This window comes from Pseudomonas sp. C7.1 (assembly GCF_056312395.1).
The window spans coordinates 2172533-2198913 of the sequence record NZ_JBWDTL010000003.1; the positions used below are offsets into that span (position 1 = coordinate 2172533).

Sequence of the window (26381 nt, forward strand, 5' to 3'; positions counted from 1 at the left end):
GGCCATGAAACCGACGCAGATAAAGGAAGAGTGGGTCGTGGCTAAATCCAGTGATCGCCGTCCACCACTGCCGTTTATCCCGGCACTGGACCCTGCCGAATTCGAAAGCACCTGGAACGATGCCCCACGCCTGTTGCGCGCCCTCAACGGTGCCAAGCTGGGTACCTGGTACTGGGACATTGAAAGCGGCCGAGTCAGTTGGTCACGCGGCGCCCAGGCCCTGTTTGGCCTCGACCCCAAGCAGCCGCTGGAAAAACGCATCGACTATATCGAGCTGATCCCCATCGAAGACCGCCCAGGTGTAATGCGCCTGTTCGAACAACTGCTCGCCGGCAACCCGAGCAATCGCGCCTTTCGCCACCGTATTCGCTGGCCAGACGGCAGCCTGCATTGGCTGGAAATCAGCGGCAGCCTGCAACTGGATGCCGAAGGCAAACAGCGCGTAATCGGCGTTATCCGCGATATCACCAGCCAACAAATCCGCGAGCAGGCGCTACGCAGCAGCGAGGAAAAATTCGCCAAGGCCTTCAATTACAGCCCCGATGCTGTGGTAATTACCGACAAAGCCAGCGGGCGCTTTATCGAGGTCAACGCCGGCTTCGAACGCCAGTTCGGCTGGAGCAGCAAGCAAACCCTAGGCCGTACCTCCCTGGAAATGGGCATCTGGGCGCGCGCCGAAGATCGCCAACGGATGGTCGAGGCCGTAAAGAACAACGCCCTTAACGGCCTAGAAGTACATCTTTACCATCGCGATGGCAGCACTCGTAGAAACCTGCTGTTCGGCGGTGAAATACTTCTGGAAGGCCTGCCCTGCCTGGTGCTGTCGCTGCGTGATATTACTCAGCAACGCCAGCAGGAGCAGGCACTACACGACAGCCAGGAGCGCCTCAATCTGGCCCTGGACTCCGCCGACCTCGGCACCTGGGACTGGCACATCCCCAGCAATATGCTGTTTGGCTCGGCCCGTGCCGCCAAACTGCACGGTCTGACGGAAGAACCCTTCCATGACGATTTCCGCAAGTTCTTCAGCTTTGTCCCGATGGAAGACCGCCACGCCATGCGCAAGCACTTCAACAACCTGGCGCTGGGCCTGACCGAGGATTATCAGGTCACCTACAGGGCGGTGTATGGCAACAAGAAAGTGCATTACCTGGAAAGCACCGCCAAACTCTACCGCGACGCCGATGGTAAGCCCGAGCGCATGGCCGGCATTCTTATTGATATCAGCGAACGAGTGCGACGCGAACAAAGCCTGGCCGCCTCGGAAGCCAAGTTCGCCAGCCTGTTCCAGTCCAGTCCAGACCCGATCACCCTAACCACTCTGCCAGAAGGCCTGGCCTTGGAGATCAACGCCAGCTTCAGCCAGACCTTTGGCTGGCAACCGGAAGAGGTGATCGGAAAAAGGATGACCGATCTCCAGTTATGGGCCGACCTCCAGCAACGCAATAACCTAGCCGGCAAGCTTAAACGCGACCAAGTGCTGCACAACGAAGTTGCAGACTACCGCGCCAAAGGTGGCCGCATCATTACCTGCGTGGTTTCCTCTCGGGTAGTACTTGTCAGCAACCAGCGCTGCATCCTCACCACCTTCCGCGACATCAGCGAGCGGCAGAAAGCTCAGGCCGAGCTACAGGCCAGCCAGGAGAAGTTCGCCCTGGCGTTCCACTCCAGCCCCGACGCCATCACCATCACCGAGCGCGATACGGGCCGCTATATCGAAGTCAATGAAGGCTTCGGCCGCCTGACCGGCTACAACATCGACGAGGTGATCGGCCGCAGCTCCATAGAGCTCAACGTCTGGGCCGATATCTGCGAACGTGAGGTGATGGTGCAGAAGCTCCAGCGCGACGGGCATGTCTACCACATGGAAATGCACGGCAAGCACCGCGACGGCACGGTCAAGCTGGTCGAGGTATCGGTCGAGCCCATCGAACTCAATAACACGCCCTGCCTGCTGCTCACCGCCCGAGATATCAGTGAACTCAAGGAGGCGCAGGCCCAGGTGCAGCACCTGGCCTACCACGACTCGTTGACCAACCTGCCCAACCGCGCGCTGTTGCTCGACCGTCTGACCCAGCAGATATCCCTGCTCAAACGCCACGAATTGCGCGGCGCCCTGCTATTTCTCGACCTCGACCACTTCAAACACATCAATGATTCACTCGGCCACCCCGTCGGTGATGCCGTGCTCAAGCTGGTTACCGCACGCCTGGAGGCCAGCGTGCGCCAGGAAGACACTGTGGCGCGCCTGGGCGGTGACGAGTTTGTCGTACTGATTTCCGGCCTGGAAGGCAAACGCTCAGAGGTGGTGCAGCAGGTGCGCACCCTAGCGGAAAAACTGCGCCATCTGCTGGCCGAGCCGATGCAGCTCGACGGCCACCAACTGCAAGTTACCCCAAGCATCGGCATCGCCCTGATTCCCGACCATGGTGATACCCCCTCGGACCTGCTCAAGCGCGCCGATATTGCCCTTTACCGGGCCAAGGACTCGGGGCGCAACTGCATCCAGCTGTTTCGCAACACCATGCAAAAGGCCGCCAGCGAACGCCTGCGCCTAGAAAATGATCTGCGCCTGGCGCTCGCGCGAGGCGAGTTCGAATTGCACTTTCAGCCCCAGGTGGATGCGCGCAACAACCAGGTTATCGGCGCCGAAGCCCTGCTGCGCTGGATGCACCCGACACTGGGCGCCCAGTCGCCGGCGCTATTTATCCATGTTCTCGAAGAAAGCGGGCTGATTCTCGAAGTCGGCGGCTGGGTCCTCGCCGAAGCCTGCCACGCCTGCGCCCAGCTGCTTGAGCAGGGCATGGTCAACGTCACGCAGTTCAGCCTGTGCGTGAATATCAGCCCTCGGCAGTTCCGCCAGAATGACTTTGTCGAACTGGTGGAACGCAGCCTGACCAGCAGCCACCTGCCGCCGCATATGCTCAAGCTGGAAATCACCGAAGGCATCGTGATCCAGAACATCGACGACACCATCGCCAAGATGAATCGTCTCAAGCGCATCGGCGTGACCTTCGCCATGGACGATTTCGGCACTGGCTACAGCTCGCTGACCTACCTCAAGCGCCTGCCGGTGGATGTGCTGAAGATCGACCAATCCTTCGTGCGCGACGCCACCCTGGATGCCAACGATGCGGAAATCATCCGCGCCATTGTCGCCATGGCGCGCAGCCTGGGCCTGGGCATTATTGCCGAAGGCGTCGAGCAAACCGACCAGCTGGAATTCCTCCAGCAACAGGGCTGCCACCACTACCAGGGCTACTTGTTCAGCAGACCAGTGCCGCTGGAGCAGTTCCGCCAGTTGCTGCACGACAACTTCATACCGGCGCCCCTGTAAAACAACAAGGGCACTCGCAGGTGCCCTTGTTGCTAACAACGTGGCTGCTTAACTCTGCAGTACAGCGCGGCTGGCCCCGATTGGAATGCGCTTGGCCTTGGCCTCTTCCGGCACGATGCGCACCAGGTCGATATTCAGCAGGCCGTTGACCAGGCTGGCAGCCTTGACCTCGATATGGTCAGCCAAACGGAACGACAGCTTGAACGCGCGCTGGGCGATGCCCTGGTACAGGTAGGTGACGTTCTCGGCGCTGGTGTCGCGCTTGCCGCCCGTAACGGTCAGCACGCCGCGCTCGACCTGCAATTCAAGATCGTCTTCCTGGAAACCGGCGGCGGCGATTACGATGCGATAACGGTCATCGGCATACTTTTCGACGTTATAGGGCGGGTAGCTGCTGCCAGACTCATTGCGCATGGCCGACTCGAACAGATCATTAAACCGGTCGAAACCAACGGACTGGCGAAACAGCGGGGTCATGGAAAATGCAGTGCTCATGTCTAAATCTCCTGAGTTTCAGCGAGTAGTCAATCGAGGGACCCGACTTCGGCATCCCACATCACTGAAAATGTGGCTACTCAAATAGATTTCAAGCCTCTGCAAAATTTTCTTACAGGGAGGGGAGATTGATGGAAAAAGTCATGCTGATCAGCGCCGCCAGGGCGGTAACGGCGGCGTTATCGTCAACCCATCCTCAGTGGCTGCACGGCTTGGCGCACCAGGGGAATATATCGACTACGCGGCGGCCAAAGGCGCGGTCGTCCTAAGCACTCGCCTGCTGGCCAGGCTCCGCTTCGGCAAAATCGAGACCGAGCAGCCCATCGATACGCAGGCAGTCGTTTTCGCGGCGCAGTAGGTTGAACAACTCGGTGGCCTCGGGGTAGCTGCGGGTGAGCATCGCCAGCCATTGTTTGAGCCGCCCCGGTGCATAACGCGGTGACATCTTGCGCCGTGCCTGCAGCCAGAAATCAGCCAGCAGCGGCTGCAGCTCGGCCCAGCTCATCGGTGTTACGTCCTGCCCGGCCTTGGCGGCGGCGATCTGCCGGGCCAGGTCCGGGCGCGCCACCAGGCCACGACCGAGCATGATGTCCTCAACACCACTGACCTCACGGCAACGCCGCCAGTCATCCAGGGTCCAGATCTCGCCATTGGCGAATACCGGTACCTTGACCGCTTCCTGCACCCGCGCCACCCACTCCCAATGCGCCGGCGGTTTGTAGCCTTCGACCTTGGTCCGCGCGTGCACCACGATCTGCGCTGCGCCGCCATCGGCCAGGGCTTGAGCGCAGTCCAGGGCGTAGTCCTTGTGATCGAAACCCAAGCGCATCTTCGCCGTCACCGGAATCGCTGCCGGCACCGCACGGCGCACCTCGCGGACGATGGAGTGAAGCAGTTCGGGCTCCTTGAGCAGCACCGCGCCGCCACGGGACTTGTTCACCGTTTTGGCGGGGCAGCCGAAGTTGAGGTCGATCACCGGCGCGCCGAGGGTGCAGGCAAAGGCGGCGTTATCCGCCAGGCAGGCCGGATCGGAACCGAGGAACTGCACACGCAGCGGCGTACCGGCGGCCGTTTGCGCGCCGCTGAACAATTCAGGGGCGAGCTTCTCGTAGGTGCTGACGGGCAGCACACGCTCGGTCACCCGAATAAATTCCGTCACGCACCAGTCGATGCCGCCCACTTGGGTGAGCACATCGCGAAGGATTTCGTCGACCAACCCCTCCATCGGGGCCAGGGCGATTTGCATAAATTCAGCTCTCAGAAAAACGCCGCGTAGTGTACGCGGCGCGGCGGATCAACAGCCAGGCATCGGCCCAACGGCGCTTAGAGTTCCATAGGGAAAACTGGCTGCAACGCCGCACCATACCCTTCGACAAACTCTGGCGGCATGCGTTTGGGTTTGCCGCTGGACAGCTCGATGCAGACGAAGGTGGTTTTCGCCCGCAACAGGGTCACGCCGTCTGCCGGGCGAATCAGTTGGAAGCGCCGATCCATCTTCAGGCGCTGGTCGGACTCAACAATCCAGGTAGCCATCTGCAGCTGCTGGTCTTCGTAGGCGCTGGCCAGGTAATCAATCTCATGGCGTAGCACCGCCATGGCGCGGTCGAGGCGGCGGTATTCGGCTAGATCCAGCCCTAAGAATTGCGAATGCCGCCAGGCGCAGCGCTCCAGCCAGCTGACATAAACGGCGTTATTGGCGTGGCCGAGGCCGTCGATATCCTCTGCCGTAACCTGGATATCGATCACAAAGGGATTGCTCAGGTCCCAGCTCATGCCGGTTGTTCCAGGCTACCGGCCAGGGCGCGGGCCTCGGCCGCCAACTGAGTGATCTGGTCCCAAGCGCGGGCGCGTACCAGGTTGCTTGGCGCGATCCAGGTGCCGCCGACGCAAGCGACGTTGGGTAGGCGCAGGAAGCCCAACAGGTTGTCCGGGGTTACCCCACCGGTTGGGCAGAAACGAATACCGGTAAACGGGCCTTTGAAACTCTTGAGCATTTTGATGCTGGTGGCTCCATCGGCCGGAAACAGCTTCAACGAGCGGTAGCCGTATTCCAGCGCCAGCAACACCTCGGACGGCGTCATCACCCCGGGTAAATACGGCAAGCCGGAATCTTCTGCCGCAGCGGCCAGGCGTTCAGTGCAGCCAGGGCTGACGGCGAACTGGGCACCGGCATCGCGGGCTTCGAGAAACTGTTCGGCGTGGATCACCGTGCCGGCGCCGATCAACAGGTCCGGCAGCTCCTTACGCATCGCCGCCAGGGCATCCAGCGCGCCGGGGGTACGCAGGGTCACTTCCAGCACGCGAATACCGCCGGCGTGCAGCGCGCGGGCCAGGTCCACTGCCAGGCTGATATCGTCGATCACCAACACCGGCAACACCGGGCGGGCCTGTTGCAGCACCACATCCATCGTCAGGCTCATGCCTTGCTCCCCGCTCTCAAGATTCAATCGTTGCATTCAGTCTTCAAACAGGCTGCTGGCGCCCTGCTCGGCCGAGCCAACCAAGCGGCGCTGTGCGGCGAACATTTCCAGACCATAGCCCAATTCCAGCTCGGCACTGGCAGACGCCAATGGCCGCGCGGCCAGTTGCTGCTCGCTCAGCTCCACCTGCAGCAGCCCGTTTTGCGCGTCCAGCACCAGCCAATCACCGTCCTGCAAGCGCGCCAAAACGCCACCTGCCGCCGCTTCCGGAGTTACGTGCAGGGCAGTGGAAACCTGTCCGGATGCGCCGGACATGCGCCCATCGGTAATCAGCGCGACATGCTGGCCAGCTTGCTGCAGATTGGCCAGCAGCGGCATCAGTTTGTGCAGCTCGGGCATGCCATTGGCTTGTGGGCCTTGGAAGCGCACCACCAGCACCAGGTCACCTTGCAGTTCGCCAGCGCTGTAGGCGGCCTGCACGGCCGCTTCCGAATCGAAGATGCGCGCCTGGGCGCGGATGTGCCAGAAGGCTGGGTCCACCGCCGAGGTTTTCAGGATGGCGCGGCCCAGGTTGCCCGCCAGCAACACCAGCCCGCCCTCCTCGGCAAACGGCTCGCTCACCGGCCGAACAATATCGGACGCCGGGCTCTGCGCCGGCAGCTCGCGCCAAGCCAGGCGCTCGCCATCCAGCCAGGGCTCACGGGTGTAAGCGCGTAAACCATGCCCGGCTGCGGTGGCGACATCGTCATGCAGCAAGCCGGCGCCGAGCAGCTCTCGCAACAGCCAGGCCGGACCACCGGCAGCCTGAAACTGATTCACGTCCGCCGCGCCATTGGGATAGACCCGCGCCAGCAACGGCACCACCTTGGACAGGGCGGCAAAGTCATCCCAGCTCAGCTCATAGCCGGCGGCCCGGGCAATGGCCGGCAGGTGCAGGGTGTGGTTGGTCGAGCCACCACTGGCGAGCAGCGCCACCACCGCGTTGATCAGCGCCCGCGCATCAATCTGCTGACCGACCGGCAGATAGCGCTCGCCCTGGCGGCTGTTGTGCGCCACCAGGCGCGCGGCTTCATCAGTCAGCGCATCGCGCAGCGGCGTGTAAGGGTGGATAAAGGCGCTGCCCGGCACATGTAGGCCCATGGCTTCCATCAACAACTGATTGGTATTGGCGGTGCCGTAGAAGGTGCAAGTGCCGGCCTGGTGGTAGGCGGCCAGTTCGGCAGCCAGCAGCTCATCACGACTGGCTTCGCCACGGGCGTAACGCTGACGCACTGCGGCTTTTTCCTTGTTCGGCAGACCGGATTGCATCGGGCCTGCCGGCACGAACACAGCCGGTAGATGGCCAAAGTGCAAAGCCCCGATCAGCAGGCCTGGGACGATCTTGTCGCACACTCCAAGGTACAAAGCACCGTCAAAAATGCCATGGGTCAGGCCGATAGCGGCGGCCTGGGCAATCAAGTCGCGGGAGAACAGCGACAGCTGCATACCGCCCTCGCCCTGGGTGATGCCATCGCACATGGCCGGCACCCCGGCGGCGAACTGCGAGGTCGCGCCAGCCTTGGCCAGCGCTACCTTGAGACGCTCGGGATACTCCCTGAGCGGCGCGTGGGCCGAAAGCAGATCGTTGTAGCTGGAGATGATCGCCACATGCGGCGAGCCGCCCTGCTTCATGATCAGCCGCGCATCCTCAGGTTGCGCAGCCAGGGCATGGGCCAGGTTGGAGCACCCCAGGGCCTGATGCGCGGTGCGCCCAGCCGCCAGCGCCAGGCGCTGTAAATAGCGCTCACGGCGCTTGGCCGAGCGCGCTTCAAGTGCGGCGGTAACCTGCTCAATAACCGGATGCAACATGACGGGTTCCTTTATCGGCGAGGTACAGGCCTACAGTGTAACGGCTTAAAGCTGGCTTTAACGCAGCAGGTGCTCAGGGAGCCCAGTAGATAGTGACCGGCAACGGGCTGCGTTGCAGCCAGGCATACAGCGGTAACTCACGCGCCGCCGGCTGGTCGGCCAGTACGGCATTAATCAACTCGCGCTTACGCTCGCCAAACGCCAGCAAGCCCAGCCATTGACCACGCTGCAGCATGGCCAGGTTCAGTGACAGACGCTCGCGCGGCTCCTGCGGGGCCAGGGCCGGCAGGGCTGCAGGCTCGGCGTGCGGATCGAGCGCACCCGCCAGACCAGGCATACCGGGAAACAGTGAGGCGATATGGCCGTCTTCCCCCATGCCCAGCAGCACCGCGCTAAAAGGCGGCCACTGCGCCAGCTGCTCGCCCCAGTTCAAGGCCGCCTGCGCCAACGTCGCACCCTGGCGTGGGTCCAGGCAATTGGCTGTGGGCAATCCCTGATGCAGCAGCTGCCAATTGCTCTCGGCTGCCTGCGCCGGTACCCAGCGCTCATCACTGGGGCTGAGGTCGATGCGCTGGCTATCCAGTTGCTGCGCCAGCAAGGGCAACAAGGCTTGCGGGCTACTGCCGCCGGGCAGGATCAGCCCGGCGCGGGGCTGCTGCGCCAGCGTGGTTTGGAGCTGCGCCAACAGGTCGGCAGCCAGCGCTTGCAAACACACGTGGCGCTGGGCATGGCAATGCAGCAAATTTTGGCTCATAAGCAACCCCGGCTAAGCTATCGGTATGTCATAAGGCCGCGCAATAATGCACCTTTGTCGTGTTCACCAACATCCTTGCCATGGAATGCCTGTTTTGATCCTGCTGTTGCGCGTACTGCTTCTACTGTTGTTGCCGGCACTGGCGCAGGCCACCAGCCTGTCCCTACACGATAGCGACTCACCCTTGCTGCCTGGCCCCGCCATGCAGGTCTGGGCAGACCCCGAGGGCCTGGCGGACATCCACAGCGTTCGCCAACTGCCTGAGTCAGCCTGGCAACCGGTGGCCCGTCGCGATGCCAGTTTTGGCTACAGCGGACACGCCTACTGGCTGCGTTTAAGCCTGCACAACCCGACAGATAAGACCATCAACTGGGTGCTGCTGATCGGTAATTCGCTGCTCGACAGCCTGGACGCCTACGGCCTGGACAACGGCCGAGTGTATCAGGCTGGCGATCAGCGGCCGTTCCACCAACGCTGGGTCAAGCACCGCCAACTGGTGCTGCCATTCAGCCTGGCCGCCGGAGAAGAACGTGAGCTGATCCTGCGCATGCAGACCGACGGCTCGGCCAACCTCAGCGCCAGCCTAATGAGTGCCCAGGCCTTCAACCAGCACGAACAACTGATGTTGCTATTACAGGGGCTGTTCTTCGGTGCCCTGTTGGCGATGATGATCTACAACCTGTCGATCTTTATCATCACCCGCGACCGCAACTACCTCTGGTACAGCCTGTTTGTTGCCAGCTTCAGTTTCTACCAATTCATCCAGCTGGGTTTTGCCCTGCAATGGCTCTGGCCCGAGTCACTGACCTGGCAGCAGATGAGTTTCCCGTTCAGCTCGGCGCTGGCGACCCTGTTCGGCGTGTTATTTGCCCACGGCGTACTCGACCTCAAGAACCAGCACCCGGCCTACAGCTGGATCTGCCGTGGCCTGATTGGCAGCAGCCTGCTGGTGATGGCGCTGGCGTTGGTTGCGCCCTATCTCGTGTCACTGATCGGCAGTTTCGTGCTGCTGCTGGTCTGCGCGATATTCGGCTGCATCTTCACCACGCTGCGCTGGCGCGACGGCTACCCGCCAGCCAAGTTATTCGCCCTTGGCTGGTCAGCCCTGATTATCGCCAGCCTGTTCAGCGTGCTGAGCGGCACAGGTCTGATCGCCAATTCGCTGCTAACTCTGCATGCCCAGCAAATCGGCAGCCTGCTTGAGCTGGTGATTTTCTCGATTGCCCTCGGCTCACGCATTCGCCTGGCGCAAAGCGCACAGCAACTCGCTCAGGCACGCTTGTTTGCCAAAGAGCATCAACTGCGCATGGAACAGGCCAAGAGCCTGGATCTGCAGCAACAGATCAACCAAGGCCTGGAAGCCCGTGTAGAGGAGCGCACCGCCTCCTTGCAGCAAGCCCTGCAGGAGCTTTCCACCGCCAACCGCCAGTTGGCCGAACTCAGCCGTCGCGATAGCCTGACCGGGCTGTTCAACCGCCAGGTGCTCAACGAAGAGCTGGAGCGCATGCTCGCCCAGGCCAAACGCAGCCAGCAGCCGATTGCCATGCTGATGATGGACCTGGACCACTTCAAGAAGGTCAACGACCAGCACGGCCATCTGGTCGGTGACGCCTGCCTACAGCACGCAGCCCTGCGCATGCAACAGCGCATGCGCAGTAACGATTTGCTGGTACGTTTTGGCGGTGAAGAGTTTGCCGCCGTGCTCTGCGACACCGACCCCTCTGGCGCGATGGATCTGGCCGAACAGCTGCGCGCAGACCTGGCCAGTCATCCCTGCCTGCACCAGGGTTTGCGTATCGACCTGAGCCTGAGCATCGGTGTCTATGCGCTGATCCCGAATAGCGGCAGTGATCGCGAACAGCTGCTACGCCACGCCGACCAGGCGCTCTATCGGGCCAAAGCCGCCGGGCGCAACAAGGTTATCGGTTATGAGGCCAGCGCCTTGGACGAAGTCTGACTCAGCGAGTCCAGCAGCTCCAACACCGCCTGCGACAGACGCGGATCAGCCAATACTCGCTGATGTCCGCCGCTTTCCAGACGCAGCAGGCGACTGTCGAGCCAACTCTGATGAATCGCCTCAGCCTCGCTGAAAGGCACCATCGGATCGTCCACCGCATGCACGATCAACCCGGGGAAATCCAGCAGGTAGTGCGCGCTATCAAGCTGCCCAGCGGGAATCCCGGCTTTCTCCTCAACCAGCCGAACAAAGTGCGCACGCGCCTGGCGCGGCAAGCCCATATAGTGCGAGAACCGCCGCAGCATGGTCAGAATCCGGCTGGGCGCGGCAATGCTCACCAGCGCCTCAGTGCGCAAACCCAGCTGGGTCGCTAACAAGGCACTGGCACCGCCCATGGAATGACCAATCACCGCTTTCAGCGGCGGCAGTTCGCTGGCGGCCTCCAGCAAGGCGCGGGCAAACAGCACCACATTAGCTTCACGCCCAGGCGAGCGACCATGGGCTGGGGCATCCAGTGCCACCACGCCGTAACCGGCATTGACCAAGGCCTCGATCAGCACGGCGAACTGCGTCGGCCGCCCTTCCCAGCCATGCATCAGCAACACCGCCGGCCCACTGCCCCAACGCAGCGCTGACAGCCCGAAACGCAGGGTGATGCGCTCGGCCTGCGCCAGCAACGGCAACTCCCAGTCACGCGGTGGCGAGGTATGCGGCGTCATAAACTCCCGGCGCAACTTGCTGGCCAAAACATATGGCGCCAGCAGACCAATCGATGCATTGAAACCACGAACCCAGCTCATGCTGTTCATTGCTATTCTCCTCAGACGACTGCCGATTTAGCGGCACGCAAGATTCGATCAGACATTTCGCCAGGGCCCAGCGCGCGTGCCAGCGCCAGCCCTCCAACCATCAAGGCGATATCGGCCAGCGCCTGATCAGTCTCCTCAGGGCTGTCCACAAGCTGCGCGCTCATCCGCTCGATATGCTCTGCCAGCGTGGCGCGAAAACCATCCGGCAGACGTGCCAGCTCACCCAGCGAACTGGGCATTGGGCAGCCCTGCTCGCTGGCATCACGGTGCGTGCGCGAAAGATAGAAGGCCGCCAACAACGCGCGGCGCTCCTCGGCCGGCAACTGACTGTCCATCTGCTCAATCAACTCGCGGCGCTGGCACAACATCTGCTGGAACACTTCCAGCATCAGCGCATCCTTGCTCTCGAAATGGGCATAGAACCCGCCTACCGTCAGCCCGGCCGCGCCCATCACTTCACCGACGCTGGGTTCCGCCGGACCGCGCTGCAACAACGCAGCGCTGGCAGCAGCGAGAATCCGTTCACGGGTCTGAGCTTTCTTGTCGTTCATAGCCGCCTCCGAATATTACAATGGTAATATTACGCTCGTAATAATTTTACGCAAGCGCCAATCGCGGCCACTGGTCGGCTGCATTCGGGTAAGAGTCTTCCTGATTAGCAACGATCTTCAGCTGGGATGCCATGAGCCCAATTATCACTATACTGTATGCACAGCCAGTATCAGGAGTGAGCATCATGGCCATGAATCATATCCAGTTCCAACTCGGTCTATCTCTGCCTGAGTTTCTTAAGCATTTCGGAACCGAGCCAGACTGCTCAGCAGCCTTGGAGCAAGTGCGTTGGCCTCAGGGCTTTCGTTGCCCCCGCTGCGAAGGGGTCGTTTACTGCGGATTCCGCGCTGACTCGGACACCCATTCCACGCACATCCGGACAGTGATTCCACGCTGATCCGGACACCCATTCCACGAGCATCCGGACACTGATTCCACAGCCATCCGGACACTTTCTGGCAGGCAGCTACGCAGGATTTATTCACTACCATTGGCCTCTTTTTCGAAGCAGAGAGGTCGTCGTGGAGCGTTTATCCATGCGTAAAATCCGTGAAGTGTTGCGCCTCAAGTTCGATTGCGGGCTGTCTGTCCGTAAGATCTCCCGCAGTCTGGGCATAGGTCACAGCAGTGCCGGTGATTACCTTTGCCGATTCACGGCCTGCGGCCTCTCCTGGCCGCTCCCTACTGAGTTGTCCGACGCCGAGCTGGAGCGGCGCCTGTTCCCGCCACCGCCGGAGATCCCCTCTGAGCAACGACCAACTCCCGACTGGGCCTGGGTGCATGCCGAGCTGCGCCGACCAGGCGTGACCCTGGCGCTGCTCTGGCAGGAGTATCGGCTGGGCCAGCCACAGGGCTTCCAGTACAGCTGGTTCTGCGAGCACTACCGGGCCTGGGCCGGCAAGGTCGATGTGGTGATGCGCCAGGAGCACCGCGTCGGCGAAAAGCTGTTCGTCGACTACGCAGGTCAGACGATGCCGGTGATCGACCGTCACAGCGGCGAGATCCGCCAGGCGCAGGTATTCGTCGCGGTACTCGGTGCCTCCAGCTACACCTTCGCCGAGGCCACCTGGTCGCAGCAGTTGCCGGACTGGCTGGGCTCCCATGCCCGTTGCTTCGCCTTCCTCGGCGGGGTGCCGGAGATCGTGGTGCCGGACAACCTGCGCAGTGCGGTGAGCAAGGCCCATCGCTACGAACCGGACATCAACCCCAGCTACCGCGACTTGGCCGAGCACTATGGCGTGGCGGTGGTGCCGGCGCGGGCGCGTAAGCCCCGCGACAAGGCCAAGGCCGAGGTCGGCGTGCAGGTGGTCGAGCGCTGGATCCTCGCCGCCTTGCGCCATCGCCAGTTCTTCTCCCTGGACGAACTCAACCGGGCCATCGCCGTGCTGCTGGAGCGACTCAACCAACGGCCGTTCAAGAAGCTACCGGGCTCCCGCCAGGCGGCTTTCGACAGCCTGGATCGCCCGGCCCTGCGGCCTTTACCGGAGCAGCCCTACGTCTATGCCGAGTGGAAGAAGGCGCGGGTGCACATCGACTACCACGTCGAGGTCGATGGGCATTACTACTCGGTGCCCTACCAGTTGGTGAAGAAGCAGCTGGAGGTGCGTCTGACGGCGCGCACCGTGGAGTGCTTCCACGCCAACCAGCGGGTGGCCAGCCACGTACGCTCCCTGCACAAAGGCCGGCACAGCACGCAGACCGAGCACATGCCCAAGAGCCATCGCGAGCATGCCGAGTGGACGCCGCAACGGCTGATCCGCTGGGCCGAGCAGACCGGCCCGAACACCGCCGGGGTGATCGGCCACATCCTCGAACGGCGCGTGCATCCGCAGCATGGCTACCGCGCTTGCCTGGGCATCCTGCGCCTGGGCAAGCACCACGGCGAAGAACGGCTGGAAGCCGCCTGCCAGCGCGCCCTAAGCCTCGGTGCCTGTAGCTACAAAAGCCTCGAATCGATTCTGCGCCAAGGCCTGGAAAACCTGCCGCTGGCTCAACAGAACCTACCCCTACTACCGGACGACCACGCCAACCTGCGCGGCCCCGGCTACTACCACTGAACAAAGGAATCCCACCATGCTGCCTCACCCGACCCTGGACAAGCTGCAAACCCTGCGCCTGCACGGCATGCTCAAAGCCCTCGCCGAGCAACTGAAAACACCCGACATCGACAGCCTGAGCTTCGAAGAACGCCTCGGCCTGTTGGTCGATCGCGAGCTGACCGAGCGCGACGACAAGCGCCTGAGCAACCGCCTACGCCAGGCCCGGCTCAAGCACAACGCCTGCCTCGAAGACATCGACTACCGCGCCCCGCGCGGGCTGGACAAGGCGCTGATCCTGCAACTGCGCAGCGGCCAGTGGCTGCGCGACGGCCTCAACCTGATCATCGGCGGCCCCACCGGCGTCGGCAAAACCTGGCTGGCCTGCGCCCTGGCCCACCAGGCCTGCCGGGACGGCTGCAGCGTGCGCTATCTGCGCCTGCCACGGCTGCTGGAAGAACTGGGCCTGGCACATGGCGACGGCCGCTTCGTCAAGCTGATGAGCAGCTACGCCAAGACCGACCTGCTGATCCTCGATGACTGGGGCCTGGCACCGTTCACCAACGAACAGCGCCGCGACATGCTGGAGCTGCTGGACGACCGCTACGGCCAACGCTCAACCATCGTGACCAGTCAGATGCCGGTGGACAACTGGCACGAACTGATCGGCGATCCGACCCTGGCCGACGCCATCCTCGACCGCCTGGTGCACAACGCCTACCGGATCAACCTGAAGGGAGAGTCGATGCGCAGGCGGGCGAAGAAATTGACGACGCCGGGCACCTCAGACTAACAATGCATATCCTGCGTCGCTGCGCTCCGACTGCCTGTCCGGATGACCGTGGAACAGGTGTCCGGATCAGCGTGGGCTGAGTGTCCGAATGGCGTGGAATCCGCACGCTGACCTTATGGTTTCTGGCGATTTATCTTATTAGCCAGGCCAAAACCGGGCTCTCGGCGCTCGCACTCAAGCGCTCTCTTGGGGTGAGCTATCCAACAGCGTGGCTGGTTCAGCACAAGTTGATGCAGGCAATGACCGCGCGTGAACAAATGTATGTTCTTGGGGGCCATGTTCAGATTGATGACGCCTACCTCGGCGGCGAGAACAGCGGCGGTAAAGCCGGTAGAGGGTCTGAGAATAAGACCCCTTTTGTTGCTGCCGTCTCACTGAGCAAAGACGGCCATCCCCTGCGCGCTAAGCTGACCCCCGTGTCGGGCTTCAGCACCAAAGCCATTGAGCATTGGGCCAAGTCCAGCTTGGCCCAATGCTCCTGCGTTCACTCCGATGGTCTGGCCTGCTTCGGCGCAGTTACTGCCGCAGGATGTATCCATGAGCGAACTGTAGTCGGCGGACGCAAACCTAAAGAACTGCCACAGTTTCAGTGGGTCAATACGGTTCTCGGCAACCTCAAAACCAGTTTGAGTGGGAGCCATCACGCCTTCAAATTCAGTAAATATGCCGCCCGATATTTGGGCGCATTTGCGTACCGATTTAATCGACGCTTCGACCTGAGTACGCTGCACATGCGATTAATCGTGGCCGCCGCTACCTGCGCCCCGCAACCCTTGCGGGAGGTTCGCATGGCTGAGCATCATTTCTAATCAGGAGAGTCTTTTCAGGCCGAAAAAACAAAAGGGGCATTCAATAAAGAATGACCCTTCAAAATCCCGCAGAGCGGGCAAAAATGGCGTCCCCTAGGGGACTCGAACCCCTGTTACCGCCGTGAAAGGGCGGTGTCCTAGGCCACTAGACGAAGGGGACGAAACCTTCGAAGAACAAGGCCAGCTTTACGCTGGCCCCGTGGCAGTTGTAACGACTGCAAAATTGGTGGAGATAAACGGGATCGAACCGTTGACCTCTTGCATGCCATGCAAGCGCTCTCCCAGCTGAGCTATACCCCCAGATTTATCGCCTCTCGGCTCACAGCCCAAACCAGCACTGCTTTTTCAAACTGGCGTCCCCTAGGGGACTCGAACCCCTGTTACCGCCGTGAAAGGGCGGTGTCCTAGGCCACTAGACGAAGGGGACGTAACCCTTCTACAACCAACCAGCTGCTAGAGCTGATTGTTGCAAGCCTTACGGCTTTGAAGATGGTGGAGCTAAACGGGATCGAACCGTTGACCTCTTGCATGCCATGCAAGCGCTCTCCCAGCTGAGCTATAGCCCCATCTCAAGGACGGGGCGCATGTTAAGAGCGCGCCCCGCACCTGTCAACACAATTTTTACCGGCATCAGCATTCTTTATGCTGACAGAACAACCACTTACCCCATCCCGGCGCGCCAAAACGACGACCGGACGGGGCATTCAGCTGCTTAGAACCTGCTTCGGAGCTCGCGAGCTAGAGCGAGACAAGGCAAAAATGGCCGAGGAAGCGGAGTTTACGGGCTGTAAATGAGCATTCCGAGGCCATTTTTAACGCAGTATCGCCGACGCACAGCAGATCCGAAGGAGGTTCTTAGGCGATTGCCGCCAACAGTTTCTCCCACTCTTTGTTCTCTTTCTTCGACACGCCGCCAAGCAGCTCGATGGCCTGACGCAGGCGGAAGCGCGTCAGGTCAGGGCCGATAATTTCCATGGCGTCGAGCACCGAGACCGAGCTGGCCTGGCCGGTGATGGCGGCAAACATCAGCGGCATGGCGTCACGCAGCTTCAGCTCCAGGTGCTCGACCACCGCCTGAATGCAGCCGGTGATCTTGTCTTTTTCCCACTGACGCAGCGCTTCGAGCTTCCACAGGATCAGTTGCATCAGCTGACGCACCTGATCGGCCGAGAGCTTCTTGTGCTCGAACAGCGCAGCATCCGGAGTCACGCCGCCGGCGAAGAAGAAGCTGGCCAATGGCGCGATCTGGCTAAAGGTTTCCACCCGGCCCTGTACATGGGGAGCGATCTGCATCAGGTAGTTGCTGTTGAACGCCCACTTCTGCGCGCCGGCGGCGAACTCTTCGACGCTCAGTTCGCGCATCCATTGGCCATTGAGCCAAGACAGCTTCTCCAGATCGAAGATCGGCCCACCGAGGGAAACCCGATTGATGTCGAAGTGCTCAACCATCTCGTCGAGGCTGAACTTCTCACGCTCATCCGGCATCGACCAACCCATGCGGCCGAGGTAGTTGAGCATGGCCTGGGGCAGGAAGCCCATGCGCTCGTAGAAGGTGATCGAGGTCGGGTTCTTGCGTTTGGACAGCTTGCTCTTGTCCGGGTTACGCAGCAGCGGCATATAGCACAGCTGCGGCTTGTCCCAGCCGAAGTATTCGTAGAGCAGGATCAGCTTGGGTGCCGACGGCAGCCATTCTTCGCCACGCAACACGTGGGTGATGCCCATCAGGTGGTCGTCGACCACGTTGGCCAGGAAGTAGGTCGGCAGGCCATCGGTCTTCATCAGCACCTGCATGTCCATGCGATCCCAGGGGATCTCCACTTCGCCACGCAGCATATCCGGCACCACGCACACGCCCTCAGTCGGCACCTTCATACGTACTACGTTCGGCTCGCCAACAGCCAGACGCTGTTGCACTTCGGCGGCTGGCAGATGCATGCAGTGGCCGTCGTAACGCGGCGTCTGCTTGGCTTCCATCTGCTCGGCGCGCAGCTTATCGAGGCGCTCGGCGCTGCAGAAGCAGTGGAAGGCATGGCCCTTTTCCACCAGCTCGGCGCTGTACTTCTGGTAGATATGGCCGCGCTCGCTCTGCCGATACGGCCCGTGCGGGCCGCCAACGTCCGGACCTTCGCTCCACTCGATACCCAGCCAACGCAGGGCGTCATAAATCTGCTGTTCCGACTCGCGAGTCGAGCGCACTTGATCGGTGTCTTCGATACGCAGGATAAATTCGCCACCGTGCTGACGGGCAAAGCACAGGTTGAACAGGGCGATATAGGCGGTGCCTACGTGCGGATCACCAGTGGGCGACGGCGCGATACGGGTACGAACGGTGGTCATGGCGGCTCTCAGAGAATGTGCAACGGGCAATCTTTCAAGGCAGCGATATTAACAGGCTGGCCGCCGTCGGCTCCAGAAGCGCGGCCATTTCAGCAACAGCGGGCGAACCCTTGATCCTGTAGTGCGCAGCAAGCTGGACAACAACGCCAGCCCGCTTAGACTGACGCCCTCTACTGCGGGCCTCGCCGCTTTTCAGCCACCCGCCTCGCCCTCGTCAGCTCAGATCGCCATGCCTACCCCATCACGCACCCGCAGCCTGCTGCTGATCGTCGCCTTTGCCACTATCTATATCGGCTGGGGCACCACTTACCTGGCCAACCACTTTCTGCTGCTGGAGCTGCCGCCATTCGTCATCGGCAGCCTGCGGTTCTCGATTGCCGGCCTACTCGCCCTGACCTGGGTGATACTCAGCGGCCAACTGCGCATGCAGCGCAGCGACTGGGGCGGCGTGTTGATTGGCAGCCTGGCGCTGATTGCGGTCGGCCAGGGTGCGCTGATCTACGCCAATCAGTACCTGCCGACCGGCATGCTGGCGATGCTCTACACCACCCTGCCACTGTGGAGCGTGGCCCTGGAATGGCTACTCGGTGAGCGCCCGCCACTCTGGGTGATGTGCGGCCTAGCGCTGGCCTGTAGTGGAATTGTGCTGCTGATGAATAACGGCCTGGACCACAGCGCCTCTACCGAGCAGTGGTTCGCCGGTTTGCTGGTGGTATTGGCCACCCTGCTCTGGGCTGGCGGCGCCTGGCTAATGCGCCAACGCCCACCGTTTCGCTCCAGCTGGTTTGGCCTGAGCCTGCAGATGTTGATCGGTGCACTGCTGCTGGCCCTGCTCGGCCTGTGGCATGGCGACTGGCAGGCGCTGGACCTGCGCGCCATGAGTGGCAATGCCTGGCTGTGGTTGGCCTATCTGGCGCTGCCGGTCAGCCTCGGTGTGTATCCGGCGTATTTCTGGCTGCTGCGCGAGGTGCGCCCGAGCCTGGTGTCGACCTTCGCCTTCGTCAACCCGGTGGTGGCGCTGCTGCTGGGTTATCTGCTGCTGGGTGAACGCCTCAGTTTGCTGGCGATGCTGGCCTGTGGCATTACCCTGGGCGGGGTGGTGTTAATCATCTTCGGCCGCCGCTGATAAAACGTAGGAGCCAGCTTGCTGGCGATGCTCTTGATCCAATGATCGCCAGCAAGCTGGCTCCTACAGGTTGTTCACCTCATCATCCGACGACACTCAATCAAACCTGCAGCAATCGATCACGCAGCTTCTGGATTTCATCACGCAGCTGCGCCGCCGCTTCGAATTCCAAGTCGCGGGCCAGGGCGTACATCTTCTCTTCCAGCTGCCGAATGCGCTTGGTGATCTCGCTCGGTGAGCGCAGCTCGTTCTCGTAGCGCGCACTTTCTTCGGCGGCCTGGGCCATGCCCTTGCGCTTCTTGCTGCGTGAGCCGGGCACCACTGCGCCTTCAAGAATGTCCTGCACGTCCTTGAACACGCCTTTGGGGGTGATGCCATTGGCTTCGTTGAAGGCGATCTGCTTATTGCGCCGGCGTTCGGTTTCGCCGATGGCGCGCTCCATGGAGCCAGTCATGCGGTCGGCATAGAGAATCGCCCGGCCATTGAGATTACGCGCGGCGCGGCCGATGGTCTGGATCAGCGAACGCTCACTGCGCAGGAAGCCTTCCTTGTCGGCATCGAGAATCGCCACCAGCGACACTTCCGGCATATCCAGGCCTTCGCGCAACAGGTTGATCCCCACTAGCACGTCGAACGCACCAATGCGCAGGTCGCGAATAATCTCGACCCGCTCCACCGTGTCGATATCCGAGTGCAGGTAGCGCACCTTGACGCCGTGATCGGCCAGGTAATCGGTCAAATCCTCGGCCATGCGCTTGGTCAGGGTCGTGACCAGCACCCGCTCCTCAATGGCTACACGCTTGCCGATTTCCGATAGCAGATCGTCGACCTGGGTCAGCGCCGGGCGCACCTCGATCTGCGGGTCGACCAGGCCGGTTGGCCGCACGACCTGCTCGATCACCCGCCCCGCATGCTCGGCTTCGTAGTTACCCGGCGTGGCCGATACGAAGATGGTCTGCGGGCTGGCCGCCTCCCACTCCTCGAACTTCATCGGGCGGTTATCCAGCGCCGACGGTAGGCGGAAGCCATATTCGACCAGGGTTTCCTTACGCGAGCGGTCACCCTTGTACATCGCGCCGACCTGCGGCACCGAGACGTGGGATTCATCGATCACCAGTAACGCCTGATCCGGCAGGTAGTCGTAGAGCGTCGGCGGCGGCTCACCGGGGCCGCGCCCAGAGAGGTAGCGCGAGTAGTTTTCGATGCCGTTGCAGTAGCCCAACTCCAGAATCATCTCCAGATCGAAACGGGTGCGCTGTTCCAGGCGTTGGGCCTCCACCAGCTTGTTATTGCTGCGCAGGTACTCCAGACGCTCGACCAGCTCGACCTTGATCTTCTCCACCGCCTCCAGCAGCACCTCGCGCGGGGTGACGTAGTGGCTCTTGGGGTAGAAGGTGAAACGCGGCAGTTTGCGGATTACCTCGCCGGTCAGCGGATCGAAGGCCGAGATACTTTCCACTTCATCGTCGAACAGCTCGATGCGAATAGCCTCCAGGTCCGATTCAGCCGGGAATATATCGATCACATCACCGCGTACGCGGAAGGTGGAGCGGGCGAAATCCATGTCGTTGCGGGTGTATTGCAGGTCGGCCAGGCGACGCAGCAAGGCGCGCTGGTCCATTTTGTCGCCACGATCGACGTGTAATACCATCTTCAGGTACGACTCGGGGCTGCCCAGACCGTAGATGCAGGAGACAGTGGTGACAATGATCGCGTCCGGCCGCTCCAGCAGCGCCTTGGTCGCCGACAGGCGCATCTGCTCGATATGGTCGTTGATCGAGGCGTCTTTCTCGATAAAGGTATCCGAGGACGGCACATAGGCTTCCGGCTGGTAGTAGTCGTAGTAGGAAACGAAATACTCCACCGCATTGTTCGGGAAGAAGCTCTTGAACTCGCCGTACAGCTGCGCGGCCAGGGTCTTGTTCGGCGCCAGCACCAGGGTCGGGCGCTGAATCTGCGCGATCACATTGGCGATGGAAAAGGTCTTGCCCGAGCCCGTTACGCCGAGCAATGTCTGGTGCGAAAGGCCCGCCTCCAGGCCCTCGACCATCTGCCGAATCGCCTCCGGCTGATCGCCTGCCGGCTGGAAACGGGTGACCAATTGAAACTCGGACATGACGAACCTCGACAAGCGACTGTGACGCGGCCTGAAAGCCTACGTCAAAACCGGTGAAAAGCGTGTGCCTGCTGTCGCAGCACAGGTTATGCGTCGGTATACTACCGCCGCACTTACGCAACCCCTAGGAGCCTGTCGGACTTAACACTGTTCTACTGCGGAAAATCCGGATTCGGCCATTTTTGCTGCTCTTTCTCGTTAAATAGCTCGCTATTCGCCTCGAAAGACCAACAAAACTGACTCGATCCGGGCTTTCCCTCGCTACGAACGGTCAAGCCCGACAGGCTCCTAACCGGGTGTTGCCTGATACTCACTTCTCCTCTTCAGAGCTGCCGCATCCATGAGTCTGTTCTCTGCCGTCGAAATGGCTCCGCGCGATCCCATCCTGGGCCTCAATGAAGCATTTAACGCCGATACCCGTGCGACCAAGGTCAACCTGGGCGTGGGCGTTTACTACAACGAGGAAGGCCGCATCCCATTGCTGCGCGCCGTAGCCGAAGCCGAGAAAGCCCGCATTGAAGCCCACGCCCCGCGTGGTTACCTGCCGATTGAAGGCATTGCCGCCTACGACAGCGCCGTGCAGAAGCTGTTATTGGGCGCCGACTCCGAACTGATCGCTGCTGGCCGGGTGATCACCACCCAGGCCGTGGGCGGTACTGGCGCACTGAAAACCGGCGCAGATTTCCTCAAGCGCCTGCTGCCCAACACTGTGGTGGCGATCAGTGACCCAAGCTGGGAAAACCACCGCGCGCTGTTCGAGTCCGCCGGCTTCACGGTGCACAACTACCGCTATTACGATGCAGCCAGCCACGGCATCAACCGCGCCGGCATGCTCGAAGACCTGAAAAACCTGCCAGCCCGCTCGGTTGTCGTGCTGCACGCTTGCTGCCACAACCCGACTGGCGTTGACCTGTCGCTGGACGACTGGAAAGCCGTACTGGAAGTGCTGCGCGAGCGCGAGCATGTGCCATTCCTCGACATCGCCTACCAGGGCTTTGGCGACGGTATCGAGCAGGACGCCTTTGCTGTGCGCCTGTTTGCCGCCTCCGGCATCCCGTTCTTCGTCTCCAGCTCGTTCTCCAAATCCTTCTCGCTGTACGGCGAACGTGTTGGCGCGCTGTCGATCATCACCGACAGCCAGGAAGAGGCCGGCCGCGTGCTGTCGCAAGCCAAGCGCGTGATCCGCACCAACTACTCCAACCCGCCAACCCATGGCGCCACCGTGGTAGCCAGCGTGCTTAACAGCCCCGAACTGCGTGGCCTGTGGGAAGAAGAGCTGGCCGGCATGCGCGAGCGCATTCGCGGCACGCGCATGGCCATGGTTGAGCAGCTGGCGGCCCTCAACTGCAAACGCGACTTCAGCTTCGTTGCCCAGCAGCGCGGCATGTTCTCCTACTCGGGCCTTACCGCCGAGCAGGTCGAGCGCCTGAAAACCGAGTTTGGCATCTACGCCGTCAGCACCGGGCGTATCTGCGTCGCCGCACTGAACCAGCGCAACCTGCCGGCCGTCACTCAGGCGATTGCTCAGGTACTGTAAAACAGCTGATGGGAAGTCAGCATATGCTTGACTTCCCTTTGTGAATCAGTAGGATGCGCGCAGTTGTTCCGCGATAGCTCAGTCGGTAGAGCAAATGACTGTTAATCATTGGGTCCCAGGTTCGAGTCCTGGTCGCGGAGCCAGTAGTACATCGGGGTATAGCGCAGTCCGGTAGCGCGCCTGCTTTGGGAGCAGGATGTCGGGAGTTCGAATCCCCCTACCCCGACCATTTAAAGTAAAAAACCCGCCTAGCGCGGGTTTTTTATTGCCTACCACATGGCTGCAACCCTTCGGGCCGTCGCTACGTGATGCTAAAAACTTCTCCCAGCTTTTATTGACTCGGCCTGTGAACGGCTGCGTGGGCGGCTCAGCGCATCAATCATCAAAAACTATCAAAGCCATTCAAGCGCAACATTTCCACAATCAACCTTGAGCCACTAGGCTGCACCTCAATGAAGAATAATTCTCACTCGAGGTGCGCCATGCTCAAGACTATAACGTTCACCCTGATGCATTTCTGCATCGCCTTCGGCGTCACGTATGCGTTGACCGGCAGCATTGCGGCCAGCGGCCTGGTTGCCGCCATCGAACCGCTGTGCAATTCGGTGGGCTTTTACTTCCACGAGAAGGTCTGGCAGCGCATCGAAGGCCGCTCGACAACTGCCGCTGCTCGCCCCAAGCATGCCTGGCTGCATCACCAGGCATAAGGTTTGCGGTCAGGTTAAAACCATTTAACCGGGTGTAAAAACAGCCAGCGAGGTGCGGGGGCAATCCGCTACCATGCGCGGCTCAGCCACCACACGCGTCCGATCATGCCTGCTACGTCTCGCTTCCCTGCTGCTCCTTACGTGTTTGCCTGTCTACTTGGCCTGCTGGCGCTGTTCGGCCTGTGGTTTGGCATTGGCCAACCGGTCGAACTGGCGGATGCCGCAACGCCCACGCACAAACTGCAGTGCGCGTCCTACACGCCGTTCGACAAGGACCAATCGCCCTTCGATCAGCCGATGCAGCTGCGCCCCGAACGCATGGAAGCGGATCTGGCCTTGCTGGCCGAACGCTTCGAGTGCCTGCGCACCTACTCAGTGACCGGCCTGGAAGAGCTGCCGAACATGGCGCGCAAACATGGTTTGAAACTGATTGTCGGGGCCTGGGTCAGCCGCAACCCGGCCGATACAGCGGTTGAGATCGCTGGGCTGGTGAAAACAGCCAACGCCCACCCGGACGTGGTGCAGGCGGTAATCGTCGGTAACGAGGCGCTGCTGCGCAAGGAAGTCACCCCGCAGCAACTGGTAGCGCTGATTGAGCAGGTCAAGGCGCAGATCGAGCAGCCGGTAACCTATGCCGATGTCTGGGAGTTCTGGCTCAAGCATCCAGAAGTCGCCCCGGCAGTGGACTTCATCACCATCCACCTGCTGCCCTACTGGGAAGACAACCCCGCCGGCATCGAAAGCGCGCTGCATGAGGTCGCCGAGGTACGCCAGACCTTTGGTAATGCCTACGCGCCCAAGGACATCCTGATCGGCGAAACCGGCTGGCCGAGCGAAGGCCGTCAGCGTGAAACTGCCGTGCCAAGCCTGGTTAACCAGGCTAAGTTCATCCGAGGTTTTGTCGCCATGGCCGAGCAGAACGGCTGGCGCTACAACCTGATCGAGGCGTTTGACCAGCCGTGGAAACGCGTCAGCGAAGGCGCCGTGGGCGGTTACTGGGGTCTGTATGACGCTGATCGCCAGGACAAATCGATCCTCGCCGGCCCCGTATCCAACCTGCCGCACTGGCCGGTATGGCTGACCTTCAGCCTGATCATTGCAGCGGCCACTCTACTGCTCGCCGGCCGGCCACACTCGCCACGTGCCGCGCTGCTATTGCCACTGCTGGCGGCGCTGGGCGCCGGCTGTATCGGCCTGTTTGCCGAGCTGACGCTGGTTACCAGCCGTTACTTCGGCGAATGGCTCTGGGCTGGTGCGCTGCTGGCCTTGAACCTATTGGTACTGAGCCATGCGGCGTTGTTACTAAGCAGCCGTAACGGCTGGCGCGTGCGTCTATTTAACTGGCTGCACAGCAAGGGCGCACTCTGGCTGGCGCTGAGCGGCTTTGCCGGAGCGGTGTTGATGCTCGCTCTGGTGGTGGATGCGCGCTACCGCAGCTTCCCCAGCGCGGCGCTATTGCTGCCGGCACTGGTCTATCTATGCCGCCCGGTGGGCGGCTACCGCCGTGAAATCGCCCTGCTCGCCCTGCTGATCGGCGCGTGCATTGCGCCGCAGCTGTACCAGGAAACTTTGAGCAACTGGCAGGCTCTGGGTTGGGCCATGACCTGCGTGCTACTGGTGGCAGCGCTGTGGCGCAGCCTGCGGGTTAACGCGCAAAACGCCTGATCAGGCGGTTTGCGGCGCACGCACCCAACGCAGCAGCGCCAGCACCACGGCAAATACCGCGAGGCTGGCGCTGTACAACACCAGCGCCGGCAGAGCGAGTAGCAATGCCGGTACTGCCAGGCGCTTGCCCCAGGCACCCGGTAGCACAAACGCCAGCACGGCAATAATCAGCGCAGCCCAGGCCAATACCCGGAAGTGGATCAACCAGCCGAGGCTCGCGCGCACCTGGCAAGCCAGCTGCTGCGGGGCGTCGACACACAAGCCAACCCATTGCGCGCCCTCCATCAACTGGTAACGCAGGGCAAAGCTCATCGCCAGACACAGGGCTGCAGCGATCAGCAGAGCAGTCAAAGGCAGATAACGGGACATGGGCAACTCTGGCAGATAAAAAAGGTTGCGTAGGATAAGCCGTCACATCATGGATAACACCTCCCCCGAGATCGCCCCTTGCGGTGTCTCCAGCTAGAATCCAGCCATGCTGATACGTCGCCTGGTACTGATCGCCGCAAGCCTGCTCGGCCTCTGGATGCTGTGGGTCATCCTGTTACCTGCCCCCAGCTACCTACCGCCCAGTACGCCGCTGTCCAGTGGCAGCTGGCGCGTGGCAGAGCACACGGTCAGCAGGCTGGAGAGTTTCCAGCTGGAAGCGCGCATCCTGAGCCGTGAAGACTACTACTTCGACCGTGGCGCCAAGCTCTCGCCAACTGATCTGGCGCTCGGCTGGGGGCCGATGGCCGACCCCGAGGTACTGCGCCATATCAGCATCAGCCAGCGTAACCGCTGGTACTTCTGGCGCACCGAGCAATTGCCGATTGAACGTCGGCAGATCGAGACCCACTGTGCCAATATGCACCTGATACCCGCCAACCCTGAGGTAGCCAGCACCCTGGCCGGGCTTAAAGAAGGCCAGCAGATTCGCCTGAGCGGGCAACTGGTGCAAATCGACGGCGACGATGGCTATAACTGGACCAGCTCACTTAGCCGCGAAGACACCGGTGACGGTGCCTGTGAGCTGATTTGGGTCGAGCAATTGGTTGTATTGCCGTAGCACATTAGCTTTGACAGGGCGCTTACGCCTGAAAA

At 61.4% G+C, this 26381-nt stretch carries 20 protein-coding genes, 6 tRNA genes and 3 pseudogenes; 14 read left to right on the forward strand and 15 right to left on the reverse strand.

The window, feature by feature from the left end; genetic code table 11:
* Nucleotides 1-37 precede the first annotated feature (37 nt).
* Nucleotides 38-3337: a PAS domain S-box protein gene (locus tag AC0T4W_RS13590; protein ID WP_476319692.1), complete on the forward strand. Its 3300-nt coding sequence runs from the start codon at nucleotides 38-40 to the stop codon at nucleotides 3335-3337.
* A 48-nt stretch (nucleotides 3338-3385) separates the two neighbouring features.
* On the opposite strand, the gene AC0T4W_RS13595 is transcribed toward AC0T4W_RS13590, so the two are convergent.
* Entirely contained in the window at nucleotides 3386-3832 is a 447-nt protein-coding gene (locus AC0T4W_RS13595) for an Hsp20 family protein (RefSeq protein ID WP_476319694.1), read from the reverse strand.
* Nucleotides 3833-3989: 157 nt separating this feature from the next.
* On the opposite strand from AC0T4W_RS13595, the pseudogene AC0T4W_RS13600 reads away from it, so the two are divergent.
* Nucleotides 3990-4121 (forward strand): annotated as a pseudogene (locus AC0T4W_RS13600) (NAD(P)-dependent oxidoreductase); the annotation flags it as partial.
* Here the strand turns inward: AC0T4W_RS13600 and AC0T4W_RS13605 are convergent.
* The 5 genes from AC0T4W_RS13605 to AC0T4W_RS13625 all read right to left on the reverse strand — a co-directional run bounded on the left by AC0T4W_RS13605 (nucleotide 4098) and on the right by AC0T4W_RS13625 (nucleotide 8854).
* A complete protein-coding gene (locus AC0T4W_RS13605) occupies nucleotides 4098-5078 on the reverse strand; it encodes a tRNA dihydrouridine synthase (protein WP_476319696.1) in 981 nt (326 codons plus the stop codon). The pseudogene AC0T4W_RS13600 and the gene AC0T4W_RS13605 sit on opposite strands and share 24 nt — an antisense overlap.
* Before the next feature lie 77 nt (nucleotides 5079-5155).
* Nucleotides 5156-5605 carry an acyl-CoA thioesterase gene (locus AC0T4W_RS13610; RefSeq protein WP_476319698.1) on the reverse strand — a complete coding sequence of 150 codons (450 nt, stop codon included), beginning with the start codon at nucleotides 5603-5605 and terminating at the stop codon, nucleotides 5156-5158.
* On the reverse strand, nucleotides 5602-6252 hold the full coding sequence (locus AC0T4W_RS13615) for a bifunctional 4-hydroxy-2-oxoglutarate aldolase/2-dehydro-3-deoxy-phosphogluconate aldolase (RefSeq protein WP_476319700.1): 651 nt from the start codon (nucleotides 6250-6252) through the stop codon (nucleotides 5602-5604). Before AC0T4W_RS13615 ends, AC0T4W_RS13610 begins: the two co-directional genes overlap by 4 nt.
* A 36-nt stretch (nucleotides 6253-6288) precedes the next feature.
* The gene (edd, locus tag AC0T4W_RS13620) at nucleotides 6289-8097 is read right to left on the reverse strand and encodes a phosphogluconate dehydratase (protein ID WP_476323660.1); all 1809 of its coding nucleotides are present in this window, start codon (nucleotides 8095-8097) and stop codon (nucleotides 6289-6291) included.
* Nucleotides 8098-8173: 76 nt separating this feature from the next.
* The gene (locus tag AC0T4W_RS13625) at nucleotides 8174-8854 is read right to left on the reverse strand and encodes a 6-phosphogluconolactonase (RefSeq protein WP_476319702.1); all 681 of its coding nucleotides are present in this window, start codon (nucleotides 8852-8854) and stop codon (nucleotides 8174-8176) included.
* Nucleotides 8855-8939: 85 nt separating this feature from the next.
* Between AC0T4W_RS13625 and AC0T4W_RS13630 the strand changes: the two genes are divergently transcribed.
* Complete coding sequence (locus AC0T4W_RS13630) at nucleotides 8940-10811, forward strand: sensor domain-containing diguanylate cyclase (protein ID WP_476319704.1); 1872 nt, start codon at nucleotides 8940-8942, stop codon at nucleotides 10809-10811.
* On the opposite strand, the gene AC0T4W_RS13635 is transcribed toward AC0T4W_RS13630, so the two are convergent.
* Together AC0T4W_RS13635 and AC0T4W_RS13640 are read right to left on the reverse strand one after the other, a co-directional pair.
* The gene (locus AC0T4W_RS13635) at nucleotides 10781-11620 is read right to left on the reverse strand and encodes an alpha/beta fold hydrolase (RefSeq protein ID WP_476319706.1); all 840 of its coding nucleotides are present in this window, start codon (nucleotides 11618-11620) and stop codon (nucleotides 10781-10783) included. The genes AC0T4W_RS13630 and AC0T4W_RS13635 overlap by 31 nt on opposite strands.
* Nucleotides 11621-11631: 11 nt before the next feature.
* The gene (locus AC0T4W_RS13640; protein ID WP_476319708.1) at nucleotides 11632-12171 is read right to left on the reverse strand and encodes a TetR/AcrR family transcriptional regulator; all 540 of its coding nucleotides are present in this window, start codon (nucleotides 12169-12171) and stop codon (nucleotides 11632-11634) included.
* Between the two features lie 185 nt (nucleotides 12172-12356).
* On the opposite strand from AC0T4W_RS13640, the pseudogene AC0T4W_RS13645 reads away from it, so the two are divergent.
* The 4 genes and pseudogenes from AC0T4W_RS13645 to AC0T4W_RS13660 form a co-directional block, all read left to right on the forward strand.
* Nucleotides 12357-12518: pseudogene (locus AC0T4W_RS13645) on the forward strand (transposase); the annotation flags it as partial.
* 190 nt (nucleotides 12519-12708) lie between these two features.
* Nucleotides 12709-14229 (forward strand): IS21 family transposase, encoded by a 1521-nt coding sequence (gene istA, locus AC0T4W_RS13650; protein WP_476319710.1) that lies wholly within the window; start codon nucleotides 12709-12711, stop codon nucleotides 14227-14229.
* Between the two features lie 16 nt (nucleotides 14230-14245).
* The gene (gene istB, locus AC0T4W_RS13655) at nucleotides 14246-15001 is read left to right on the forward strand and encodes an IS21-like element helper ATPase IstB (RefSeq protein ID WP_476316371.1); all 756 of its coding nucleotides are present in this window, start codon (nucleotides 14246-14248) and stop codon (nucleotides 14999-15001) included.
* Nucleotides 15002-15108: 107 nt separating this feature from the next.
* Nucleotides 15109-15810, forward strand: a pseudogene (locus AC0T4W_RS13660) (IS1595 family transposase); the annotation flags it as partial.
* Nucleotides 15811-15894: 84 nt separating this feature from the next.
* On the opposite strand, the gene AC0T4W_RS13665 reads toward AC0T4W_RS13660, so the two are convergent.
* The 5 genes from AC0T4W_RS13665 to gltX all read right to left on the reverse strand — a co-directional run bounded on the left by AC0T4W_RS13665 (nucleotide 15895) and on the right by gltX (nucleotide 18147).
* A tRNA-Glu gene (locus AC0T4W_RS13665) sits at nucleotides 15895-15970 on the reverse strand.
* 64 nt (nucleotides 15971-16034) lie between these two features.
* Nucleotides 16035-16110, reverse strand: a tRNA-Ala gene (locus AC0T4W_RS13670).
* A 51-nt stretch (nucleotides 16111-16161) separates the two neighbouring features.
* Nucleotides 16162-16237 (reverse strand) — tRNA-Glu (locus AC0T4W_RS13675).
* A gap of 63 nt (nucleotides 16238-16300) precedes the next feature.
* Nucleotides 16301-16376 (reverse strand) — tRNA-Ala (locus AC0T4W_RS13680).
* 289 nt (nucleotides 16377-16665) lie between these two features.
* Nucleotides 16666-18147: a glutamate--tRNA ligase gene (gltX, locus tag AC0T4W_RS13685; RefSeq protein WP_476319712.1), complete on the reverse strand. Its 1482-nt coding sequence runs from the start codon at nucleotides 18145-18147 to the stop codon at nucleotides 16666-16668.
* Nucleotides 18148-18376: 229 nt separating this feature from the next.
* Here gltX and AC0T4W_RS13690 point away from each other — a divergent pair, with 229 nt between their 5' ends.
* A complete protein-coding gene (locus tag AC0T4W_RS13690) occupies nucleotides 18377-19273 on the forward strand; it encodes an EamA family transporter (RefSeq protein ID WP_476319714.1) in 897 nt (298 codons plus the stop codon).
* Between the two features lie 100 nt (nucleotides 19274-19373).
* Here AC0T4W_RS13690 and uvrB read toward each other — a convergent pair whose 3' ends face one another.
* Nucleotides 19374-21389, reverse strand: coding sequence for an excinuclease ABC subunit UvrB (gene uvrB, locus AC0T4W_RS13695; protein ID WP_476319716.1), 2016 nt, complete (start codon nucleotides 21387-21389; stop codon nucleotides 19374-19376).
* Between the two features lie 340 nt (nucleotides 21390-21729).
* Between uvrB and AC0T4W_RS13700 the strand changes: the two genes are divergently transcribed.
* The 5 genes from AC0T4W_RS13700 to AC0T4W_RS13720 all read left to right on the forward strand — a co-directional run bounded on the left by AC0T4W_RS13700 (nucleotide 21730) and on the right by AC0T4W_RS13720 (nucleotide 25298).
* Nucleotides 21730-22926, forward strand: coding sequence for an amino acid aminotransferase (locus AC0T4W_RS13700; RefSeq protein WP_476319718.1), 1197 nt, complete (start codon nucleotides 21730-21732; stop codon nucleotides 22924-22926).
* 67 nt (nucleotides 22927-22993) lie between these two features.
* A tRNA-Asn gene (locus AC0T4W_RS13705) sits at nucleotides 22994-23069 on the forward strand.
* 9 nt (nucleotides 23070-23078) lie between these two features.
* A tRNA-Pro gene (locus AC0T4W_RS13710) sits at nucleotides 23079-23155 on the forward strand.
* A gap of 253 nt (nucleotides 23156-23408) precedes the next feature.
* Complete coding sequence (locus AC0T4W_RS13715) at nucleotides 23409-23633, forward strand: DUF2061 domain-containing protein (RefSeq protein ID WP_476319720.1); 225 nt, start codon at nucleotides 23409-23411, stop codon at nucleotides 23631-23633.
* A gap of 105 nt (nucleotides 23634-23738) precedes the next feature.
* Nucleotides 23739-25298 (forward strand): glycoside hydrolase family 17 protein, encoded by a 1560-nt coding sequence (locus AC0T4W_RS13720; protein WP_476319722.1) that lies wholly within the window; start codon nucleotides 23739-23741, stop codon nucleotides 25296-25298.
* Here the strand turns inward: AC0T4W_RS13720 and AC0T4W_RS13725 are convergent, their stop codons facing one another.
* Nucleotides 25299-25667 carry a hypothetical protein gene (locus AC0T4W_RS13725; RefSeq protein WP_476319724.1) on the reverse strand — a complete coding sequence of 123 codons (369 nt, stop codon included), beginning with the start codon at nucleotides 25665-25667 and terminating at the stop codon, nucleotides 25299-25301. It abuts the gene before it with no gap.
* A gap of 106 nt (nucleotides 25668-25773) precedes the next feature.
* Here AC0T4W_RS13725 and AC0T4W_RS13730 point away from each other — a divergent pair, with 106 nt between their 5' ends.
* The gene (locus AC0T4W_RS13730; RefSeq protein ID WP_476319726.1) at nucleotides 25774-26346 is read left to right on the forward strand and encodes a hypothetical protein; all 573 of its coding nucleotides are present in this window, start codon (nucleotides 25774-25776) and stop codon (nucleotides 26344-26346) included.
* Nucleotides 26347-26381: the final 35 nt, after the last annotated feature.

What these genes read in the sequence shown, in the direction of transcription:
- gltX (WP_476319712.1), bottom strand. Translation starts at nt 18,147, where the DNA reads ATGACCACCGTTCGTACCCGTATCGCGCCGTCGCCCACTGGTGATCCG.
- AC0T4W_RS13595 (WP_476319694.1), bottom strand. Translation starts at nt 3,832, where the DNA reads ATGAGCACTGCATTTTCCATGACCCCGCTGTTTCGCCAGTCCGTTGGT.
- AC0T4W_RS13640 (WP_476319708.1), bottom strand. Translation starts at nt 12,171, where the DNA reads ATGAACGACAAGAAAGCTCAGACCCGTGAACGGATTCTCGCTGCTGCC.
- AC0T4W_RS13720 (WP_476319722.1), top strand. Translation starts at nt 23,739, where the DNA reads ATGCCTGCTACGTCTCGCTTCCCTGCTGCTCCTTACGTGTTTGCCTGT.
- AC0T4W_RS13715 (WP_476319720.1), top strand. Translation starts at nt 23,409, where the DNA reads ATGCTCAAGACTATAACGTTCACCCTGATGCATTTCTGCATCGCCTTC.
- istA (WP_476319710.1), top strand. Translation starts at nt 12,709, where the DNA reads ATGCGTAAAATCCGTGAAGTGTTGCGCCTCAAGTTCGATTGCGGGCTG.
- AC0T4W_RS13690 (WP_476319714.1), top strand. Translation starts at nt 18,377, where the DNA reads ATGCCTACCCCATCACGCACCCGCAGCCTGCTGCTGATCGTCGCCTTT.
- AC0T4W_RS13610 (WP_476319698.1), bottom strand. Translation starts at nt 5,605, where the DNA reads ATGAGCTGGGACCTGAGCAATCCCTTTGTGATCGATATCCAGGTTACG.
- AC0T4W_RS13635 (WP_476319706.1), bottom strand. Translation starts at nt 11,620, where the DNA reads ATGAACAGCATGAGCTGGGTTCGTGGTTTCAATGCATCGATTGGTCTG.
- AC0T4W_RS13605 (WP_476319696.1), bottom strand. Translation starts at nt 5,078, where the DNA reads ATGCAAATCGCCCTGGCCCCGATGGAGGGGTTGGTCGACGAAATCCTT.
- istB (WP_476316371.1), top strand. Translation starts at nt 14,246, where the DNA reads ATGCTGCCTCACCCGACCCTGGACAAGCTGCAAACCCTGCGCCTGCAC.
- AC0T4W_RS13615 (WP_476319700.1), bottom strand. Translation starts at nt 6,252, where the DNA reads ATGAGCCTGACGATGGATGTGGTGCTGCAACAGGCCCGCCCGGTGTTG.
- uvrB (WP_476319716.1), bottom strand. Translation starts at nt 21,389, where the DNA reads ATGTCCGAGTTTCAATTGGTCACCCGTTTCCAGCCGGCAGGCGATCAG.
- AC0T4W_RS13730 (WP_476319726.1), top strand. Translation starts at nt 25,774, where the DNA reads ATGCTGATACGTCGCCTGGTACTGATCGCCGCAAGCCTGCTCGGCCTC.
- AC0T4W_RS13630 (WP_476319704.1), top strand. Translation starts at nt 8,940, where the DNA reads ATGCCTGTTTTGATCCTGCTGTTGCGCGTACTGCTTCTACTGTTGTTG.
- AC0T4W_RS13725 (WP_476319724.1), bottom strand. Translation starts at nt 25,667, where the DNA reads ATGTCCCGTTATCTGCCTTTGACTGCTCTGCTGATCGCTGCAGCCCTG.
- AC0T4W_RS13625 (WP_476319702.1), bottom strand. Translation starts at nt 8,854, where the DNA reads ATGAGCCAAAATTTGCTGCATTGCCATGCCCAGCGCCACGTGTGTTTG.
- AC0T4W_RS13700 (WP_476319718.1), top strand. Translation starts at nt 21,730, where the DNA reads ATGAGTCTGTTCTCTGCCGTCGAAATGGCTCCGCGCGATCCCATCCTG.